Origin of the sequence: Kineosporia babensis, assembly GCF_021129305.1 — a bacterium.
Classification (GTDB): Bacteria; Actinomycetota; Actinomycetes; order Actinomycetales; family Kineosporiaceae; genus Kineosporia; species Kineosporia babensis.
Genome location: NZ_JAJOMB010000002.1, coordinates 39,497 through 58,254, shown reverse-complemented (window position 1 = coordinate 58,254; position 18,758 = coordinate 39,497). Strand labels below are relative to the sequence as shown.

Here is an 18,758-nt window from a genome sequence, read left to right as displayed (position 1 = left end):
TCCGACTCTACCGAGGTGCTCTCTTGACACCCATAGGGTTTTCATCACGCGAATGCCGTGCAACGTTCGCAGCCCGTCATTCCGGCGGCGGCAGCCAGGCGAGTTGCACCAGCTGCGCCCCCCTTTCCCGATCGACCAGCCAACCTCGGCCGGGCGGTTGCGGCGCCGGGCGCAGGGTGCCGCCCAGCAGCGCCCCCTCGTCCCGCTGGCCGGAGAGCAGGACCCCGGCCGAGCCGATCTCCCGCAGGGCCGTGGTCACCGGTTCGTACATCGCCCGGCCGGCACCACCCGAACGCCGGGCCAGCACCACGTGCAGCCCGATGTCCCGGGCCTGGGGCAGGAACTCCTGGAGCACCGACAACGGGTTCCCGCTCCCGGTGGCCACCAGGTCGTAGTCGTCGACCAGCACGTAGAGTTCCGGGCCCCGCCACCAGCTGCGGTTGCGCAGCTGCTCGGCGGTGACGTCCGGCCCGGGCAGCCGGGTGCGCAGCGCCTGGGCCACCTCGGCGAGGATCTCGGCGCTGCGCTGAGCCCCGGTGCCGTAGCCGATCAGGTGGGTCTCGGCGACGGCCCCGAGCAGGCTGCGCCGGTGGTCGATCACCACCAGCCGGGCCGCTTCCGGATCGAAACGCTCGGTGATCGCCCGGGCCAGCGCCCGCAGCGCGGAGCTCTTGCCGGAACGGGAGTCGCCGTACAGCAGGAAGTGCGGGTCTTCGCCGAGGTCGAGGTGCACCACCCCGAGATCGTTCTCGGCGATGCCGATCGGGATCCCGCCAGGAGCCTGCGGATCCATCTCCTTGTAGGCGAACTCCGGCGGCAGAAGACGCACCGGCGGGGCGCTCGGGCCGGGCCAGGCCTGGGCGATCGCGGTGACCAGCGAGGAGACGGCGGCGGCCAGGTCGTCGACGGACCGGCCGCCGTCGATCCGCGGCAGCGCGGTCAGGAAGTGGAAACGGTCCGCGGTCATCCCCCGGCCGGGAGTGCCCTCGGGAACGTTCATCGCGGTGCGGCGGTCGAGCACCGAGTCCGAGATGTCGCCCAGCCGCAGTTCCAGCCGGCTGCCGAACATGTCCCGGGCAGCGGGCCGCATCTCCATCCAGCGGCCGGCGGAGGCCACCAGGTGCACGCCGTAGGTGAGGCCCCGGGCGGCGATCTGGCCGACCGTCTCCTCCAGGTCCTCGAAATCGCTCCGCAGCGTGGCCCATCCGTCGATGACGAGGAAGACGTCACCGAAAGCGTCCTGCGGACCGCGGCGCTCGGCCCGCAGCCGGCGGTACTGCGCCATCGACTCGATGCCGTGCTGGGCGAAGAGCTGCTCCCGGGCCAGTACCACGGTCAGCACCTCGGCCACCGTGCGGCGGACCTTGCTGATGTCCAGCCGGCCGGCCACCCCACCGACGTGCGGCAGCCCGGACAGGACGGAGAAGGTGCTGCCACCGAAGTCCAGGACGTAGAACTGGGCCTCTTCGGGGGTGTGGGTGAGCGCGAGCGAGAGCACCACGTCGCGCAGGGCGGTGCTCTTGCCGCTGCGCGGGCCGCCGACCACCACGAGATGCCCGCCGCTGCCGGCCAGGTCGATCTCCAGCAGGTCGCGCCGCTGCTCGAACGGGCGGTCCACCACCCCGATCCGCGCGGCCAGACCGGCCGGCACCCCGGTCGCGACCAGCCCTCGGGCCGGGTCGTGAGTGAGGCCCGGCAGCAGCTCGTCCAGTGAGGGCGACTCGCCCAGCGGAGGCAGCCACACCTGGTGCGCCGGGTCGCCCCGGCCCTCCAGCCGGCCGATCAGCACGTCGAGCAGGGTCTCGCCGACCTCGGTCTCGTCGTCCGGCTCGGGAGCCGGTTCCGGCTCGGCCTCCTTCACCTGAGGGGTGTAGTAGGAGGTGAAGTCCACGATCGCGGTGTCGGCCGCGGAGGTGACCGGGCCGGCCTCGTCCCGCCGTCGGTAGGCCCCCGAGACGTAGGCCGCCCGGAACCGGCTCAGCGGCTCGGTGCCGAACTTGACGAAGCCGTGGCCCGGTGAGCGGGGCAGCTCGAACGCGTCGGCCGTGCCGAGGGCCACCCGGCTCTCCATCGCCGAGAAGGTCCGCAGCGCGATCCGGTACGACAGGTGGGTGTCCAGACCCCGCAACCGGCCTTCCTCCAGCCGCTGCGAGGCGAGCAGCAGGTGCACCCCGAGCGACCGGCCGAGCCGGCCGATCTGGACGAACATCTCGATGAAGTCCGGCTTGGCCGAGAGCAGTTCGGAGAACTCGTCGCAGACGATCAGCAGGCTGGGCAGCGGGGGCAGCGGGGCGCCGGAGACCCGGACCCGCTCGTAGTCCCGCTGCGAGGCGAAGTTCCCGGCGGCCCGCAGCAGTTCCTGCCGGCGCAGCAGCTCACCGTTGATCGCATCGCTCATCCGGTCGACCAGGGGCAGTTCGTCGGCCAGGTTGGTGATCACCGCGCTGGTGTGCGGCAACCGGTCCAGCTTGGTGAAGGTGGCGCCGCCCTTGAAGTCGATCAGGACGAAGTTGAGCACCTGCGAGTCGTGCGTGGCGGCCAGCGCCAGCACCAGGGTGCGCAGCAGCTCGGACTTGCCCGAGCCGGTGGCCCCGACCAGCAGCCCGTGCGGGCCCATCCCCTCCTGAGCCGACTCCTTCAGGTCGAGGTCGACCTGAATCCCCTCCGGGGACACCCCGATCGGGACCCGGAGCCGGTCCCGGCTGGGCCGGGGCTGCCAGGCGACGGCGGTGTCGAGCTCGGCCGGATCGGCGATCCCGAGCAGCTCGGTCAGGCCGAGGTCGGTGCTCAGCGCCACCTCGCCGTTGACCGCCTGGGTCAGCCGGCGCGGGGACAGCTGCATCGCCAGGGCCTCGGCCTGGGCCGGCTCCAGGGTGTCGGCCCGGCCCATCTCGCTGGTGGCGTTGAGCGTGGTGCTCCGCAGTACTCCGTCGGCCTCGACATCCAGCACCAGCGTGGCGTAGTCGAGCACCCGGGGTACCTGGCCGCGCAGATCGAGCACCGTCACGCCCTCGATGCCGCCGTCGGTCATCAGATGGTCCGAGCCCGCGACACCGTCGCTGTCGAGCACCACCACCACGTGCTGGCCGCTGCGGCCGGAGGCGGCCGAGGGATTGAACCGCGGCCGCCGGCCGACGATGTCGTCGAGCATTGCCTCCAGGCCGGTGACGGTGTCGGCGATCAGCCGCAGCGGACCCAGCGCGTCCTTCCGGTCGGGGTGCTGGGCATGCGGCAACCACTTCACGAATTCCCATTCGGGGCGGTGCTGGGCGTCGGCGCAGACCGCGACGATCAGGTCGTCGGGGGCGTGCAGCACCACCGACTGGGCGATCAGGGCCCGCACCATCGACCGGGTGAGCCCGGCGTCGCCTCGCACATGCACCCGGGAGAACCCGTCCAGCGCCATCACCACCGGCAGGTCCGGCACCACGGCGTAGGTCCGGATGAAGCGCCGCAGCGCGGCGGCGCACATCGGCTCGAGCTGGTCGAGCGGCTTGGTCTGGGGCGGGATCAGGGCGGTGGCGAGCTCCTGCGGGCCGACCCCGATCCGGACCATCCCGAAATCGCCGTCGGCCGGGCGGCGTTCCCACAGCCGGGGCCCTTCCGGGAGCACCCAGAGCGAGTCCGGCGCCGGGTAGCGGTAGTGCAGGGCGGCCCGCTGCCGGCCGATGATCCGGCGTACCCGGGCCCGTTGCTGGGCCAGGTAGCGCATGTACTCCTGCCGGGCCGCCCGCATCTCCTGCTTGTTGCGGCCGCTGCTGAAAAGCATCTGCGAGCCGAGCATGCCGATCGCCGAGAGCCCGAACAGGGCGCCCGCCACGTACATCAGCGGGCTGGAGGACCGGCCCTGGGTGTAGATGAGCACCATCGCCGCCGAGCCCGCGAGCATCGGCATCAGCATGACCACCTGCTGCCAGGCCCGGCCGTCGGGCGGCGGGATCTCCGGCGGGGCCTCGAGCACGATCTCGCCGGAGGGGTATTCCGGCTCGGGACGTCGTGCGGCCCGCTTCACCATCACGGTTCCCATGTCCGGACACCTCCCTGGACGCCTTGTCTGAATGCACTTTCGGGCAAAGTCTCGTGTGACTCTCGCTATACCAACGGCTTGGCGCTCCCGCCGAGCCATCAGAGTACGGGGCGCCACCGACAGTTCGCCGCCCCGAAGATCTCTCAGGAATTCTTGGCGCCTCTGAGGTCTGGGCGATCACAGTCCGGATAGGTAAGGTGTCGATCTCACCGGGATCAGCCCGTGCAGCGCGACAAAGGACAGATCCGCCGTCATGACAGCCGTTACCGACCGAGTCGGTCTGGCCCGCGTGGTCGTGATGACGCCCAAGCGCCGCCTGACGGTGGCTCTCCCGGAACAGATTCCGGTCGCCGCGCTTCTGCCTGCCCTGCTCCGGCAGGGCGGCGAGGACCTCGCCGTAGACGGGCTGGCCACCGGCGGCTGGGTGCTGCGCAAGGTCGACGGCACTGCCCTGGACGCCACTCGCGGGCTGGCCCCGCAGGGCATCAGCGACGGCGAACTGCTCTGCCTGGTGCCGCTGAACCAGGAATGGCCCGAGCCCGAGTACGACGACGTGGTCGACGTGATCGCCGACGGCGCCCGGCGCGCGCAGCGGGCCTGGACGCCGGCCTTCACCCGGGCCTGCGGGCTCGGCGTCACCGTGGCCAGTGTGGTCCTGCTCACCGTCGTGCTGCTGCTCACCCCGGGCTCCACCGGCCCGGCCGCGATCGTCCTGCTCGCCCTGGCGGCGGTCCTGACGATCGGTGGCGCTGCCCTGTCCCGGGTCCTGGCCGACGCGAAGGCCGGCGCCGTGGTAGCCGCTCCGGCCGGCCTGGTCGCTCTGGCCGGCGGTGTCCTGCTGGCGCAGGGCCCGGACCAGCCGTGGCTCGGCCCGGGTCAGCTGATGACCGGGGCGGCCGCCATGCTGCTGTTCTCGGTCGCCGGACTGCTCGGGGTGGCCGAACGCCGCCACATCTTCATCGGCTCCACGGTCACCGCGCTCGGCGCCCTGGCCGGGGCCGCCCTGGTGACGATCTGGCCCGGCACCGTCGACCGGGTCGACGCGGCGGCCGTCGTCACCACCGTGCTGCTGCTCCTCAGCCCGGCCTTCCCGCTGCTGTCGGTGCGCCTGGCCCGGATCCCGCTGCCCTCGGTCCCCCGGGACATGGACGATCTGCGCAGCAACGACACCGGCCCGGCGTTCCCGGACGTGGTGGTGCGGGTGGTCCGCTCCACCGACATCCTCACCGGGCTGATGCTGGGCACGGCCCTGATCACCGTCACCGGCCTGGCGATCCTGGCGGCCGACGGCTCCACTGTGCCGCTGGTCCTGGCCGGCCTGATCGCCCTGGCCCACCTGTTGCGGGCCCGGATGCTGGTGGCCGCCCGGCAGCGGCTGATGCCGTTGCTCACCGGTCTGCTCGGGCTCGCCGTCACCGTCGCCGGAACCGGTTTCGCGCTGGGTGAGGCGCAGCGCCTGGCCTACGTCGTGCCCTTCCTGGTTCTGGTCGCGATCGGGTCCTGCGCAGCCGCCCTGGTCTACAGCCGGCAGCAGCCCTCGCCGCGGGCCGGGCGCTGGGCCGACATCTTCGACGTCCTGCTGACTCTGGCCACGGCCCCGCTCACCGCCTCAGTACTCGGGCTCTACGCGTACGTCCGTGGGCTGGCCGGCTGATGGCCTCCCGCAAGGACCTGCTGGACAGCTACCAGTTCGCGGCCCGGCGGGTGGTCAGCGCCGCGGTGGTGCACGAGACCGATCCCACCGAGTGGCCCTACCGGCGGCTCGGCGGAGCCGGGATGGGCGCGGTGATGATCACCGTCATCGCCCTGGCCGTGGCCGGCATCTACGGCATGATCCGGCCCGGGGGTAAAACCTCCTGGCGGGACGGGTCCTCGGTGATCCTGGTGAAGGAGACCGGAGCAACGTACGTCTACCTCGACGGCAAGCTGCACCTGACCCCGAACTTCACCTCCGCCGCACTTCTGGCCGGCACCACCACCAAGGTCTCCACCTCGACCAAGTCGCTGGCCGAAGTGCCCCGGGGCCCCGAGCTCGGCATCGCCGACGCCCCCGCCAACCTGCCGGTCGCCGCCGACCTGGTCGCCCCGCCCTGGTCGTTCTGCACCCAGCAGGTCTGGGACACCAGCAACAGCGAGCTCAGCCGCAGCTGGATGCTGGTGGGCGAGCGGCCCGACGCCGGCACCGAGATCGCCGACGCTGGCCTGCTGGTCCGTACTCCGTCCGGCACGCTCTGGCTGATCTGGCAGAACATGCGGTTCGAGATCCCCGACGAGGGCGCCGCCCGCAGCGCCCTGAACCTGGGCAACCAGGTGATCGTGCCGGTCGGAGAGGCCTGGCTGGAGGCGCTGCCCGTGGGCCGGCCGATCGCCCCGATCGTGGTCCCGCGTGCCGGCCAGGCCAGCAAGGCCCTGCCCAAGGCCCGGATCGGGCAGGTCCGCAAAGTCACCTCGAGCTCCGGCACCCAGTACTTCCTCACCCTGGCCAGCCGGCTGAGCCCGATCACCGAGCTCCAGGCGAGCCTGCAGAACGGGGCCGGCGCGGCCGTCAAGAAGGCCACCCCCGCCGACGTCTCCGCGGCCGGGCAGACCGCTCTGCGGACCGCCACCGACCCACCCGCCCAGGCCCCGGACTTCGTCGCCCTGCGGGACTCGAAAACCGTCGCCTGCGCGTCCTGGGAGAACGGCGAGTTCGTCCCGAAGATCTCGGTCGAGAGCGAGGTCCCGGTCGACAGCGGCCTGAACTCCGCCCTCCAGACCGCCACGGTCTCGGCGAACGGCACCAGCCTGGCCGACCGGGTCTGGGTCGAGCCCGGGAAGGCCACGCTGGTGCAGTCCCGGCCGTCCCCGGAGAGCACGAGCGGGCCGCTGTACCTGGTCACCGATCAAGGCATCCGGTACGCCGTCCCGTCCGACGCGGTGCTGTCCTCGCTGGGTCTCAGTGGGCAGGAGAGCTGGTCGCTACCGGCGGCGGTGATTGCCCGGATCCCCGAGGGCCCGGCCCTCGACCCGCAGGTGGCGCTGGCCGCGTTGCACGCCCAAGAAGAGATAAAAGACATGCTCAGCGGTGGTTGATGCGCCGATATGTTGGTTCGGTCAGATGGTTTCGGGGGCGACGGGGACCCACGCTGAACGGTGTTCCGGTCCGGCCGGATGCAGCACCCCGGCCGGGCACTCCACGAGCACGAACACGATAGGAGAACAGCATGGCTGGAAACGGTCAGGTGAAGGCCGATCTCGACGTCCTGGGTGGCGTCTCGTCGAAGATGGCGGGCAACTACGAGCAGCTGGAGGAGGCCATCAGCAAGCTCCGCGGTGAGGCCGCCACGCACTCCGCCAGCTGGAGCGGCCAGGCCAGGAACGCCTGGCAGGTCGCGATGGACGACGTGAACTCGGCCTGGGCGCAGTTGAACGGCGTGCTCAACGAGATCTCCGGCAACATCCAGACTTCCGGTGCGCAGTACGACAGCACCGACTCGGCGAACGCCCAGAGCCACGGCCAGGTCGAGACGACCGGCATCACGTCGGCGCTGATCCGCTAGTACCGCAAGCTTTTCGGAGGGGTAGACCCATGCTTTCGTACAACTTCCAGGAACTGAACGACCTGTCCAGCTCGATCGGCAAGGCGCACTCGGGGGTCGAGGGGCTGCGCGGCGACGTGAAGTCGGCGGCCGGTCAGCTCCAGGCCGACTGGTCCGGTTCGGCCGGTGAGAGCTGGGCGGTCATGCAGCAGAAGTGGGACACCGCCTGCGACAACCTGGTCACCGCGCTGAACAAGCTCTCCACCACGGTGGCGAGCAACTCCAGCGACATGTCGGTGACCGAGGACGGCAACGCCAAGCTGTTCGGCCGCTGAGACCGGCTGCGGGTGAGAGCGGTCCGGCCCGGCCGCCGCTCTCACCCGCACTGTCCGGACCGGTCAGCTTCGGTAGACCTCGGGCAGCGTGAACAACGGCTCCTCGTCGGCGGAACGGCCCGTCGGCTTCTCGGTGGCCGGCGCCGAGCGCCCCGGCCGCCAGGACCGCCGGTGCCCCCGCGGAACGGCGGCCGCCAGGACCCCCAGCAGGAGCACCATGGCGATCGCCGCCGCAGCCAGCACGGCCGCGTTCTTACGGCCCGAGGCCTGAGCCGCCTCGATCCGATCGGCCACCGGATCCACCACCCGGGCGGCAGCTCCGGCGATCGGCTGCGGTTCGGTTGCCGAGGCCTGCTCGGTGACGGCCCGGTACGGATTCACCAGCCCCGCACCGTATCCCAGGGTCTGTTCCCCGGCCGGTACCGGATCTGCGGTGGCAGTAAGACGTTTCGCGATCTCGGCGGGCTTCAGGTCCGGATCGGTCTGCCGGACCAGCGCCACCGCACCGGCCACCACGCCGGAGGCCAGGCTGGTCCCCCGGAACGACTGCTGTCCGCTGACCCGAGCGGTGGAGACGACCTCGTCGCCCGGGGCCACCAGATCCACCGCCTCGTTCACGGCCGAACTGCCGGCCAGCAGGAAGTCCGGGCCGACCGAGCCCACCCCGATCACGCCCTCGCAGGCCGCCGGATAGGTCGCCGCATCCTGAACCAGCGCGCTGTTACGCAGGTCACCGACGGCGGCCACCACCGGGATGCCCTTCTTCAGGGCGAACGCGCTCGCCTCGCACAGGGCACCGGGAGCGGTGAACGCGGAAGAGACCTGGATGACGCTCGCCCCGCGGCCGGCCGCCCGCCGGATGCCCTTGGCCACCTTGGCCGGATCGGTGCGCTCGAGCGCGCCGGCGCTGGAGGCGGGCAATACCTCGGTCACCCGGATCGGCATGATCTCGGCCTCCGGCGCGATCCCGCGCAGACCGATCGAGCCCTGCTTGTCCGCCGCGATCAGGCCCGCCACAGCGGTGCCGTGGGACTGGCAGTCGGCGTGACCGCCCGGTTTTCCCCGGAGCTCGTCGTATCCGGGCTGGACCTTCCCCTTCAGCTGCTCGTGCTCGCTGCTCACCCCGGTGTCGACCACCGCCACGGTCTGCCCGGAACCGTTCGCCAGCGGGGCCAGTCGCTCCGGAGACAGCCACAACTGCTGCCAGGGGACCTCACGCACCACCGTGCCGGCCGGGGCCGCGTTGGCCCCGCAGGACGGCCGGGTGATCACCGCCGGCTTGGGCTTCTTCCGTTTGGTCTTCGCCTTCTTCGAGGAAGACTTCTTCGGCGAGTCCGCCGCCGACTTCGTGTCGTCCTTGGGCAGCGGACTCGCTCCCGCGGTGGCGACCGGGCCACAGACCAGAACACCGACGGCGACCAGCAGGGCGGCCGTGGCACCCGCACGTCGTCCGGAACGCCGCATCGTTCAATTCTCCTCGTCGCTGCGGGGCAGAAATGCTTCTGCCGCCGGAGAACCCATGCCTAAGGAAACGTTAAAGCCTTTCCCGCAGGGTAATACCCGCACTAAAGTCTCAGGTCATGGTGCCTGGTGCCGGCCGGAGCGTCCAGCGGATGAAAGGATTCCCGTCATGGCGGAGCCCCACCTCGACGACCTGCGCGCCGAGGCCGAGCAGGCCACCCGCACCTACCAGGAACTGCGCCGCAACTTCGCGGTCCTGCAGCAGGAACTGGCTGCGGTACGCGGGCAGGCCACCTCGCCCGACGGTTTCGTCAGGGCCGAGACCGGAGCCCACGGCGAACTGCTCGACCTGCGGCTCGACGGCCGGATCTACCGTAATCCCGACGCCACCGCACTGGCCCGGACCATCACCGAAACGGTCGCCTCAGCTGCACAGATCGGCGCCGAGCGAACACGGGCGGTGAACGAGCGCTATGCGACCGGCGGCATGACTGCCGCCGGGATGAACAACCGGCTGGAGAACCTCGATGCGATCCAGGAACGGCTGATGGAGAGGTGGCCCGAATGAGTTCCGGCGAAACGTATCTCAGCGACCCGGAAGCGGCCCTGGACGCCCTGTCCGCCGTCGCCACCCGGGCCGGGGCGCTCACCGACCGGCTGGCGTCCCTCGTCTCCCGGATCGACGGACTGGAAGGCGGCAAGCCCTGGGGCAGCACGGCCGAGTACGGCAAGCCCTTCGAGTCGCAGTACCTGGCCGAGCCCGGCGCTGCCTTCGTCAAGGAGCAGGCCCAGAACCTGGCCCGAACCACCGAGGAGGGAGCCGACCTGGCGCGCCGCGCGGTGCAGGCCACGATCGAGTCGGACAGCAACGCCTCCACCCGCTACACCGGCATCGCCCCGCATGCCTGAGACCCGCACCACCTACTCCCAGAACTGGCTCCTGAATGATCGTCATCCTGTTCGGCCTGCTGCTCATCGGCCTCTCGACCCTCGTGCACGCGGCCGGCCACCCGTTGCCGGCCGCCTGGATCGCCCTGGCCACCGCCGTTCTCGCGGCCGTACTGAGCGTGATCCTCAAGGATGCCCTCAGCTTCTTCGCCTCGGTCGGCGTCGGCTGCTGGCTCTACTACTGGATCACCCGGATCAAGGCCAAGGAACAATCAGCCGCACCGGCCGACCAGAGCTGAAGTGAACGTGGGGGGTTCGCGTGGCTGATCTGGATGCGGCGCTCGGCTGGGTCTGGGACAAGCTGGTCTGGGGTGCCGCCTGGCAGGCCTGGCCGGACGGGGACCCGGACGCCTGGCGGGAACTGGGCGATGCCTGGGGCGAGCTCGCGATGGCGCTGGACGAGGCGTTCCTCGAGATGAACAACTCGGTCGGCGAGGTCGCCTTCAACTGGGGCGGCAGCGCGGGCCAGGCCTTCACCCAGCGCTGGAACGATCTCGTCCAGAATCAGGAGAGCGGTCCGCCCGCCTACTCCGCCGCGGCCTACGCCTACCAGGCGGCGTCGCTGAACGGCGCCACCGAGCTCGAGTACGCCCAGCTGATGCTGAAGATCATCGTCGGGATCACTGCGGCCGAGCTGGTTTTCGCCGCTGCCTTCGGCCCGGCCGGAGCCTCCTACGCGGCGCTGGCGGTCTCGTTCGGGAGGGCTGCGATCATCCGGATCCTGTCCCGGCTGGCCACCAGAATGGCCATGCCGGTGCTGCGCAGGACCCTGCTGGAGGCCTCCGAACTGGCCGCTCTCAAGGCCCTTCCCAAGGTCGCCGCGCCCGCTGCCGCCAAGGCCGCCGCCCCTAAGCTCGCCCTCCCGGCTGCTGCCAAAGCCGCAGCGCCCGCCGCGGCCAAGGCCGTCACCCCCGCCACGCTGCGCACGAACCTGCTCAAGGCGGCCGGGGCCGGAGCCGGCCTGGGTGCCGCCCAGTTCGGCGGCGCCGACCTCCTGGCCCAGGCGATCCAGGTCGCCGAGGGCAACCGGAAGGGCATCAACTACAAGTCGGTCTTCGTCAGTACGTTGTCCGGTGGGATGGCCGGTGCGGTGGCCGGTCCGGCCGGGCTGCTCTTCTCCAACGGAGCGGGCCGGCTGCTGCGGCCGCTCGGGGCCAAGTCCGCCAACGGCACGCTCCCGGCCTTCCTCAAGGTCGGCCCCGCCGCTGCCCTGGGCCGGGTCGGGATCGAGCGCACCTCGCTGGTGGTCGGCGAGGGCCTGGCCGACATCCCGGCCGGCGCCGCGGTCGACCTCACCCAGAACTATCTGACCAACGGCAAGTTCGGGTTCTCCAAGGACTACCTGAACCTCTACAACGACGGCGTGCTCAAGGCCCTGGGCAACCAGTTCCTGGCCGGTGCGTTCGGAGCCGGGCTGCAGATCGGGGCCCACGACCTGGGCCGGGCTCTGCCCCTGGCTCGCAACACCCCGGCGACAGGCGCCTTGTCGCCGACCGAAACCGGACTCCCCGCAACTGGTGTCGACCACCCAGCAGACGTACCGACGTCTACCATTGGCCTTTCGCCCAGCGCTCCAGAGCTGCCCGGTACCACCAATCGAACCAGCTCGGAGACCGGCAGCGGAACTGGCCGTACACCGACCGCTCCTCGACAGCCGAGCGGCGGCTCCATCGTCATCGATTCTCCTCGGGGTACCTCGACCGAAAGTTCCGGTGGGGCGGGCACCTCTCGGTCAGCGGACGGTTCCCCCTCGAAAACTTCCGCTGAGGCCCGTACGGCGGATCCTTCCCCGCGCCGCGAAGACACCTCGCCGAACCAAGAACCCGCGCCGTCGGAGAAGAATCATCAGCCAGCAACCCCGGAAACTCCCTCTGGTCCAACCGTCACTGATCAGCCCGTTGGGTTCGCTGACGATTCACCCAGCCGCAGCGACACGGGTACCGGACCCGATCACCCCAACGCGAACAAGTCGCCCGACCGCACCAATGCCGACGGGGCATCGCTACTCACCGAACCGGGCGACCAACACCTCACTCAACGCGACGACCGGACCACTCATGATCCGGCCGACGGGGTACGGGAAGAAGCGCGCACTCGAAGCGATTTCCACAACGACCGGTTCCGGACCAGTACCTCCGAAGTTCTCGCCCAGACCGGTTCACGCCTCGACGATGTGATCCGCCGGCTCGAATCCCACCCCGGCGAGCACCGGGTCGAGCAGATCCGGTCGCTGCGGGATCTGCAGGACGGCGCAACCCGGCTGGAACACCTGGCCACGGACGTCCGCAGGGGCGACCGTGAGATCAGCGATCTGGTGGCGCAGGTCCGGGAGCACAGTGCTGCGGTGAACGAGTACGGTGACCGCTTCCGGGACCGTCCCGACGACTCGAACAAGAGCAACGTGATCCCGGCCTGGAAAGACGTGCACGGCCTCGATCCACTCGACCGGGTCGAGCTGGCGCACCGTTCGGTGGACATCGATCCGGGCACTCGCCGGCTGGACGTCCTCGACCAGGCGATCGGCCGTGCCATCGTGCACGACGTGCTGGGTGAGGAGTTCTCTCGGCATGTGGGCAACACGCTGCGCGATGCGATCCCGAAGGACGAGCATCTGGCCCGCGGTCAGGTACCGGCCGACGTGTACGCCAGAGACCTTGCGTGGCTGCGGGAACCGGGCGGGAACGGAGCCTACAACTCGGCCACCGGCGTCACCTATATCGACATGGGCACCACCGGGGCCGGCCGGTCGCTCACCACGGTGGTGTCGACCGCCGTACACGAGTCGATGCATGCCCTGCAGCCGAGCCGAGACGTTCTGCGCAGCGATCTGACCAGGGACCTGCTTCTGGAGAACCCGGATCTGACTCCCGCCGAGCTCAATGCGGCGCTCTCGCCGTTCAACGCCCGGCTCACCTTCGAGTCGGAGTTCCGGGCCTTCACGATGCAGCAGGACTTCCTCCGGGGAATGGCGAAGCACTCGCCGAAGGGCTATTCCGAAGATCTGCGAGTACCCGACGAGAGTCGCGAACGGGCCGCCGACAGTCCCGGCCAGATCGCCCATCACGTCCACACCAAGTACCCCGCATCCCGGAATCTGGACGGGGTCGACCCGCTGCGTGATCACCCCGAACTACACGACACGGCGGCGATCGTCGAGCAGGCAAGACTTGCGATTCTCGATCACTACGATCATGGACGCCCCGGCCGGTTCTCCGGTCCACTCACCCGGGAGATCGCTGATCGCAGGGGCATCGATCTCGAGGACGTGCGACGGCGGCAAGCGCTGACGGCGAAGACACCAGCCCATCCCGTTCTCGAAAAGGAGATCTCCGGCGACGCCCGGAACCAGGAAGACACGACCGAACATCAGAATCCGGGAAAGATCTTCCAGGCTCTGGCTGGAGGCGGAACGGACGACCGCAGCGCCCCTGGGCCACGATCGTCCACTGTTTCTCCGCTGACCGAGAACCTCGGATCGGAGCGTTCGTCCGGTCCACCGCCCCGTGCGGTGTCCACCGAACCGGGTCTGGCTCCAGCCGGTATAGGCGAGCCCCGGCTCGTGCCGTGGGACGCAGACCCGGCGGTGACCGACTTCACCGCGATGGAGTTCGAGCGCCGACCGGCCGAGCGGCGCGCTCCGCATCCTCAGCTTCTGAGCGGGGACAGCAACTCCACGGTCCTACGCAACACTCCGGCCGCTCTCGAGGCAATGATTGCGGATCTGCAGCAACTCGGAGCACAGCGCGAACCCCAAACTCAGGCGCTACGGGAAATACAGCAGCGTGCCCGTACGCTGCTGGACACCTCGGACGAGGTGAAGCACGGCCGTGCCCCGCTGAGCGATCTGATCCTCCAGGTCCGCGATCACAGTACCTCCATCCGCAGTTACACCGAGACGTTCGAACGGCGGGGTTACGACTACGACGCCGAGGGCGCTCTTCGCCCGTCGTGGGAACATGTCGTCGGGCTCGATCTGCTGGACCGAGCAGCCCTGGCTCATCGGGGGATCGAGATGGATTCCGACACCCTGCGGGTATCAGTCGTCGATCAGGCCGTCATCCGGATCATCACCGAGGACACTCTCGGGCCGACGATCTCTGAACACGTAGGGCAGACTGTCGCCACGGCGATCCCGAACGATCTGGATGTTGCCCGGACTCTGGTTCCACCGGGGACTTTCGCCTCGGACGAGGACTTCTACAAGGCCTTCGACCCCGGGGCGCTGGGAGCCTTCGACCCGGCAACCCGCCTGACATCCATCGGCCTTTCCCTGAACGGAGTCCCCCGCACCGTCACGGATGTCGCCGGAACCATGGTCCACGAGTCCATCCACGCGTTGCAGCCCAACCGCACCCTCATCTCCTCGCAGTTGATGGCCGATCTGAAAGACGGTCTTCCTCATCTGGACAAAGAAGTGCTGCGGACCTCCGTCGCCACCGTCATGAACCGGCTCACCGCCGAGTCCGAACTGAGGACACATCTGGTTCAGCGTGAATTCCTGAGGCGTATGGCCGGCGAATCAGGTAGGTACCAGGATGACCAACGGGTCCCCCGGGACAGCCGCGACCGGGCCACCCTTTCGTTCAAGGAAACCATGGAGGACATCCGGCAGCGGTACCGGCTGGAAGGGCTTCTTCCCCCGAACGATTTCCCGCATGGCCGCATGCCCTGGTCTCAGGCACCGACCGCCGCCGGGACGGGTCGCGAGAACGATCCGCTGCGTCTCTACACCGTCGCTACCGACGATCCGCAAGCCCTGCTGCGGGCAGTCGAGTTCGCCATCATCCGGAGCCAGGAGGGCGAGCCGGGCCGGTACTTCTCGGTGGTCACGGAGAACATCGACGCTCATCTCGCCGACGGCATCACCAACGCCCTGGCCTATCGGCTGACCCATGACTTCCCGCCTGATCAGGCCCGCTCCAGGGCTGCCGAGACGGCTCAGGACTACATCCGACGGCATCCCTTCGATCTGGATGCGCTGCAGCGTAAGCAGAGCGGGTTTGCGCTGCCGCAGCAGAACGATCCGCCCTCGTTCCGACCCGGGCAGATCATCTCGGCCCTCGCTGCTGACGCTTCCGATGCTCCCGCTCCTGCGACGTCGGCCGATGGGCCTGCCTCGGGCACCTGGAACGAACAGGAACACGAGCTTCCACCCAGTCGGCCGGAGCTGGCCGCCCTTACCTGGATCCGCGGTGAGCTGCTCCATTCCCCTGAGCTCGCCGATGTTCTCAGCAAACTTGTACTGGATCACCAGCACCATCGCCTGAACCTCACCGGCAACCTTCTCGAGCCGGGCCGACGGTAGCGTCCTCTGGAACTCCTGAGCGAACTCGCCGAAGGACGCCTTCTGCGGGATCAGGATCTGGCCGATTACAACGCCTCGGCACCGGGTCAGGGAATCGCCTTCGATCATGTACCGGCCTGGGTGAACGAAACTCCCGACGGCGTCTCGCGCAAGCAGGCCTTCATCGACCGGCAGAAGGCCGGACACCCGGAACGAGCGGTCGGAGAGGATCCGACCCCGCAGCAGCGGGACGCTGTTGACCAGTACGCCTTTACGCTGATGAGCGAGGTGGAAGCCGCTGTGCGGGAGGAGGTCGAGGCGCTCACACCCGAGAACGGCACCAGCAGCGTGCGGACCAAGACCGCGGACGGGCTCTTCGACAAGGTGCACCGGATGGTTGCCTCGGGTCGTCCTGCCTACGAGGTCGGGGACGTCATCGATGCTGTAGGTGCTCGGATCACGGTGAACAGCATGGAGCACCTCGGATCGGTGCTGTCCACCATCCAGCAGCGATTCGGGACCGGTGAGCACGGAAGGATCCTGGAGGTCGAGAACATGTACGCCGACCCCAAACGGAAGAATCCCGCCTACCGGGTTATCCCGATGGTGGTCCGGATCGACGTGAACGGTGCCGCGTACACCTACGAACTACAGCTCACCACGCATCGAGCGTCCGTCGCCGCCGACCTCGAACACAACACGCTGTTCAAGCAATATCATGACCTGACGCCCGGGCAGCGACAGCTGATCGCTCGCATGTTCTCCGAGGCTGCCGCCCTCGACCAGGAAGAGAGCCGACGGTGACCCAGCCCAAGTTTTACACCTGCACCTGCGTGATCACCGAGAATGACGATCAGAGGGTCGCTTTCGTGATCGACGGCCGGGAGTACTCAAGTCCTGAGTCCTACGAGCAGGCCCGCCGGAGCGCCTGGCACGAACTGAACCGCCGGCGGGTCATTGCCGAATTCATCACCGAAGCGGTACATCCGCAGGACGGGCCTCGCACGCTGCCGTCCTGGGATGATTTCCGTTCCACCCTTGACCGCCGCTTCCCGATACCCGGGCAGGACTGATTCTCGTTCCGAGGAACCGATGATGCGTACGTTCGACGGCTGGCCCGACTGGCCCAGCGCACACACTGCTCTGAGCTCGGAGCTCGATGCTCCCGCGCTTAACCGACTCGGCGAGATCTACGTTTTCGCCGCCGAACGTCACGCCGGGCAGACCCGCCCGGCCGGCGAACCCTACGTCGATCACCTGCTTCAGGTGGTGGACGTCCTCGTGAACGGCCCGGGTCTGACGGATACGGATCTACTCGCCGCTGCCCTGCTGCACGACGTGGTCGAAGACACTCCAACCGAAATTACCGAGGTCAGTGACCGATTCGGAACGGCCGTCGGGGAACTCGTGAACTGGGTCACCCAGCCCCCGCGCCCCCTTCAGCAAAGCAAGTCCGAAGCCCGCGCCGCCTATCTGAATCATCTCAGCCAGGCCCCGGACCGAGTGCTTGCCCTCAAACTCTCCGACCGGATCACCAACGTGCAGCAGCTTCACACTCATCCGCGTCCCGAGAAACAAGCGTCCTACTATCGCGAGACAATTGAGTACATCGTACCGCTGGCGGCGCAACTACCCTGGTACCGCACCTGGTTCATCGCTTGGAAGAACGAATTCGGTTACCTGGCCGGGAGTTGATACCACCCGGAGTCAACGGGCCCACTGCACCGAGCCGTCGCCAAACTCGTCGGCCAGGGTAACGACAGCGAATTCACGCCGTTCGACCACCGTTTCCACTCCCGATCCCACCTGGACCAGCCACTTCGATACGGTCACGATTGACGGAAAAGCGTGCCTGCTCTGCACATAGCTGAAGAACTCCAGGCGAACAGTTGTCTCGTCGGCGCTGCGACGCAACGGGAACACCGCGGCCAGAACCTCGCTCGATGCGGGTAGCCGGTGCGCCAGCGGCGTGCTGTTGACGGACCCCTCGATCAGGGTTCCGTACCTGCCACCGGGCTCCGTTCCCAGGTAGGCAAGCACCTCGGCCAGGGCCGACACGTCCGGTGCCTGATGGTCCGGCAGAAGCAGACGTTCAGCCAGACGCTGCGGATCCCCGTCCCGGCCGCCGTGGCCCAGAACGTACTCAGCACCGTCGTCGGCGTAGAAGATCCCGCTGATGGAGGGGCCGGAATGCGTCTGGAAGCGATCCTTCTCGACCACCAGTGCGTCGTCCACCCAGGGCTCGAGGGCCAGCGCCCAGTCGGTAGGCCGGGTGATCCAGAAGTCTTCGGTCCTGCCTTCCTGCCCCCAACCAGATTTCAGGACGATCCCCAGGTGACCACCGTCCACTTCGATAGTTCGCTCCTGCGGCCCGTACAGAACGTCCTGGACCGTCAGCACGATCCGCTCGACGTCGAACGGCTTCTCCTTCCGGGGCAGCCTGAGCGCCGCCCACCTCAGGTCAAGTTCACGGATCTCGCGGACCTCGTCCGGGGCTCCCACAACCACCTCTGCGAGCCGTCGGCGCTGAATCCGGGCATCGCCTCCGGTCACCGCCTCGATCTGCCATTCGTCCACGGCGACGGTCAGTTGCGGTCCCCCGGGAAACACCGAGTAGGAACTGAACTTGACCCTTCCCGCGCCCGCCTCGATCCGGAGAGGCTCGAGGCCTTTCAACCGTCCTCTGATGGCCGGGAACCGATCGAACATCGGCGGCCCCCAGACCGAACCCTCCACCAGGACCCCCCGTCCCTGGGCCCCGAACCAGGCCACGACCTCAGCCAGCGCGGCCGGAGCCACCGCTTGACCAGGTTCGAGCGTGAGCCGGGCGGCGAGAGCCGGCAGATCGTTGCGCCGGTGCGAGCCGAGCACGTACTGCGAGCCGTCCCTGGCATACACCAGGCCGTAGACGTTCTCCTCGGTAGGACGCTGGGCCGGTTCGATGACCTGGAAGGCATCCTCCACCCACGGCTGACCAGCAAGCTGCCACTGCGCCCGGCTCACTGCCAGAGCCCGGTTCCCGGCGAGCACCCACAAGAGGCCGTCCTTGACGAAGGAATCCATGACAGCTTCACCCGGATTCACCACGCCCGCCTGGATCGAAGCGATGACCCGATCAGCATCCAGAGCTTCCACTGCCGTCCCCTTCACCGCGCAACACGCCAGAAACCAAGCTTACTGACGGC

14 protein-coding genes are annotated in these 18,758 nt (G+C 68.9%); 11 read left to right on the top strand and 3 right to left on the bottom strand.

The annotated features are described in order from the left end of the window. Positions 1-76: 76 nt before the first annotated feature. The gene (gene eccCa / locus LR394_RS03770) at positions 77-4,027 is read right to left on the bottom strand and encodes a type VII secretion protein EccCa (protein ID WP_231438927.1); all 3,951 of its coding nucleotides are present in this window, start codon (positions 4,025-4,027) and stop codon (positions 77-79) included. Positions 4,028-4,280: 253 nt separating this feature from the next. On the opposite strand from eccCa, the gene eccD reads away from it, so the two are divergent. The 4 genes from eccD to LR394_RS03750 all read left to right on the top strand — a co-directional run bounded on the left by eccD (position 4,281) and on the right by LR394_RS03750 (position 7,880). Continuing rightward, on the top strand, positions 4,281-5,681 hold the full coding sequence (gene eccD, locus LR394_RS03765) for a type VII secretion integral membrane protein EccD (RefSeq protein ID WP_231438926.1): 1,401 nt from the start codon (positions 4,281-4,283) through the stop codon (positions 5,679-5,681). Next, positions 5,681-7,099 (top strand): type VII secretion protein EccB, encoded by a 1,419-nt coding sequence (gene eccB / locus LR394_RS03760; protein ID WP_231438925.1) that lies wholly within the window; start codon positions 5,681-5,683, stop codon positions 7,097-7,099. Before eccD ends, eccB begins: the two co-directional genes overlap by 1 nt. Positions 7,100-7,230: 131 nt before the next feature. Next, on the top strand, positions 7,231-7,566 hold the full coding sequence (locus LR394_RS03755; protein WP_231438924.1) for a WXG100 family type VII secretion target: 336 nt from the start codon (positions 7,231-7,233) through the stop codon (positions 7,564-7,566). Between the two features lie 29 nt (positions 7,567-7,595). Continuing rightward, entirely contained in the window at positions 7,596-7,880 is a 285-nt protein-coding gene (locus tag LR394_RS03750; protein WP_231438923.1) for a WXG100 family type VII secretion target, read from the top strand. Positions 7,881-7,943: 63 nt separating this feature from the next. Here LR394_RS03750 and LR394_RS03745 read toward each other — a convergent pair whose 3' ends face one another. Then, entirely contained in the window at positions 7,944-9,344 is a 1,401-nt protein-coding gene (locus LR394_RS03745; RefSeq protein ID WP_231438922.1) for a S8 family serine peptidase, read from the bottom strand. Between the two features lie 166 nt (positions 9,345-9,510). Between LR394_RS03745 and LR394_RS03740 the strand changes: the two genes are divergently transcribed. From LR394_RS03740 to LR394_RS03710, 7 genes are all read left to right on the top strand, one after another. Beyond that, positions 9,511-9,909: a YbaB/EbfC family nucleoid-associated protein gene (locus LR394_RS03740; RefSeq protein ID WP_231438921.1), complete on the top strand. Its 399-nt coding sequence runs from the start codon at positions 9,511-9,513 to the stop codon at positions 9,907-9,909. Further along, entirely contained in the window at positions 9,906-10,250 is a 345-nt protein-coding gene (locus tag LR394_RS03735; protein WP_231438920.1) for a hypothetical protein, read from the top strand. The genes LR394_RS03740 and LR394_RS03735 overlap by 4 nt, the downstream gene beginning before the upstream one ends. 35 nt (positions 10,251-10,285) lie before the next feature. Further along, positions 10,286-10,528, top strand: coding sequence for a hypothetical protein (locus LR394_RS03730; RefSeq protein ID WP_231438919.1), 243 nt, complete (start codon positions 10,286-10,288; stop codon positions 10,526-10,528). 20 nt (positions 10,529-10,548) lie between these two features. After that, positions 10,549-15,594 carry a WXG100 family type VII secretion target gene (locus LR394_RS03725; RefSeq protein WP_231438918.1) on the top strand — a complete coding sequence of 1,682 codons (5,046 nt, stop codon included), beginning with the start codon at positions 10,549-10,551 and terminating at the stop codon, positions 15,592-15,594. A gap of 120 nt (positions 15,595-15,714) precedes the next feature. Continuing rightward, a complete protein-coding gene (locus LR394_RS03720) occupies positions 15,715-16,377 on the top strand; it encodes a nucleotidyltransferase family protein (RefSeq protein ID WP_231438917.1) in 663 nt (220 codons plus the stop codon). Then, complete coding sequence (locus LR394_RS03715; RefSeq protein ID WP_231438916.1) at positions 16,374-16,646, top strand: hypothetical protein; 273 nt, start codon at positions 16,374-16,376, stop codon at positions 16,644-16,646. Before LR394_RS03720 ends, LR394_RS03715 begins: the two co-directional genes overlap by 4 nt. Positions 16,647-16,668: 22 nt before the next feature. Beyond that, on the top strand, positions 16,669-17,268 hold the full coding sequence (locus LR394_RS03710) for an HD domain-containing protein (RefSeq protein ID WP_231438915.1): 600 nt from the start codon (positions 16,669-16,671) through the stop codon (positions 17,266-17,268). A 12-nt stretch (positions 17,269-17,280) separates the two neighbouring features. Here LR394_RS03710 and LR394_RS03705 read toward each other — a convergent pair whose 3' ends face one another. Continuing rightward, entirely contained in the window at positions 17,281-18,636 is a 1,356-nt protein-coding gene (locus LR394_RS03705; protein ID WP_231438914.1) for a hypothetical protein, read from the bottom strand. Positions 18,637-18,758: the final 122 nt, after the last annotated feature.

Bases quoted from the DNA above. Each gene is read 5' to 3' on its own strand.
- eccCa (WP_231438927.1), bottom strand. From the start codon at position 4,027: ATGGGAACCGTGATGGTGAAGCGGGCCGCACGACGTCCCGAGCCGGAA.
- eccD (WP_231438926.1), top strand. From the start codon at position 4,281: ATGACAGCCGTTACCGACCGAGTCGGTCTGGCCCGCGTGGTCGTGATG.
- eccB (WP_231438925.1), top strand. From the start codon at position 5,681: ATGGCCTCCCGCAAGGACCTGCTGGACAGCTACCAGTTCGCGGCCCGG.
- LR394_RS03755 (WP_231438924.1), top strand. From the start codon at position 7,231: ATGGCTGGAAACGGTCAGGTGAAGGCCGATCTCGACGTCCTGGGTGGC.
- LR394_RS03750 (WP_231438923.1), top strand. From the start codon at position 7,596: ATGCTTTCGTACAACTTCCAGGAACTGAACGACCTGTCCAGCTCGATC.
- LR394_RS03745 (WP_231438922.1), bottom strand. From the start codon at position 9,344: ATGCGGCGTTCCGGACGACGTGCGGGTGCCACGGCCGCCCTGCTGGTC.
- LR394_RS03740 (WP_231438921.1), top strand. From the start codon at position 9,511: ATGGCGGAGCCCCACCTCGACGACCTGCGCGCCGAGGCCGAGCAGGCC.
- LR394_RS03735 (WP_231438920.1), top strand. From the start codon at position 9,906: ATGAGTTCCGGCGAAACGTATCTCAGCGACCCGGAAGCGGCCCTGGAC.
- LR394_RS03730 (WP_231438919.1), top strand. From the start codon at position 10,286: ATGATCGTCATCCTGTTCGGCCTGCTGCTCATCGGCCTCTCGACCCTC.
- LR394_RS03710 (WP_231438915.1), top strand. From the start codon at position 16,669: ATGCGTACGTTCGACGGCTGGCCCGACTGGCCCAGCGCACACACTGCT.
- LR394_RS03705 (WP_231438914.1), bottom strand. From the start codon at position 18,636: ATGGATTCCTTCGTCAAGGACGGCCTCTTGTGGGTGCTCGCCGGGAAC.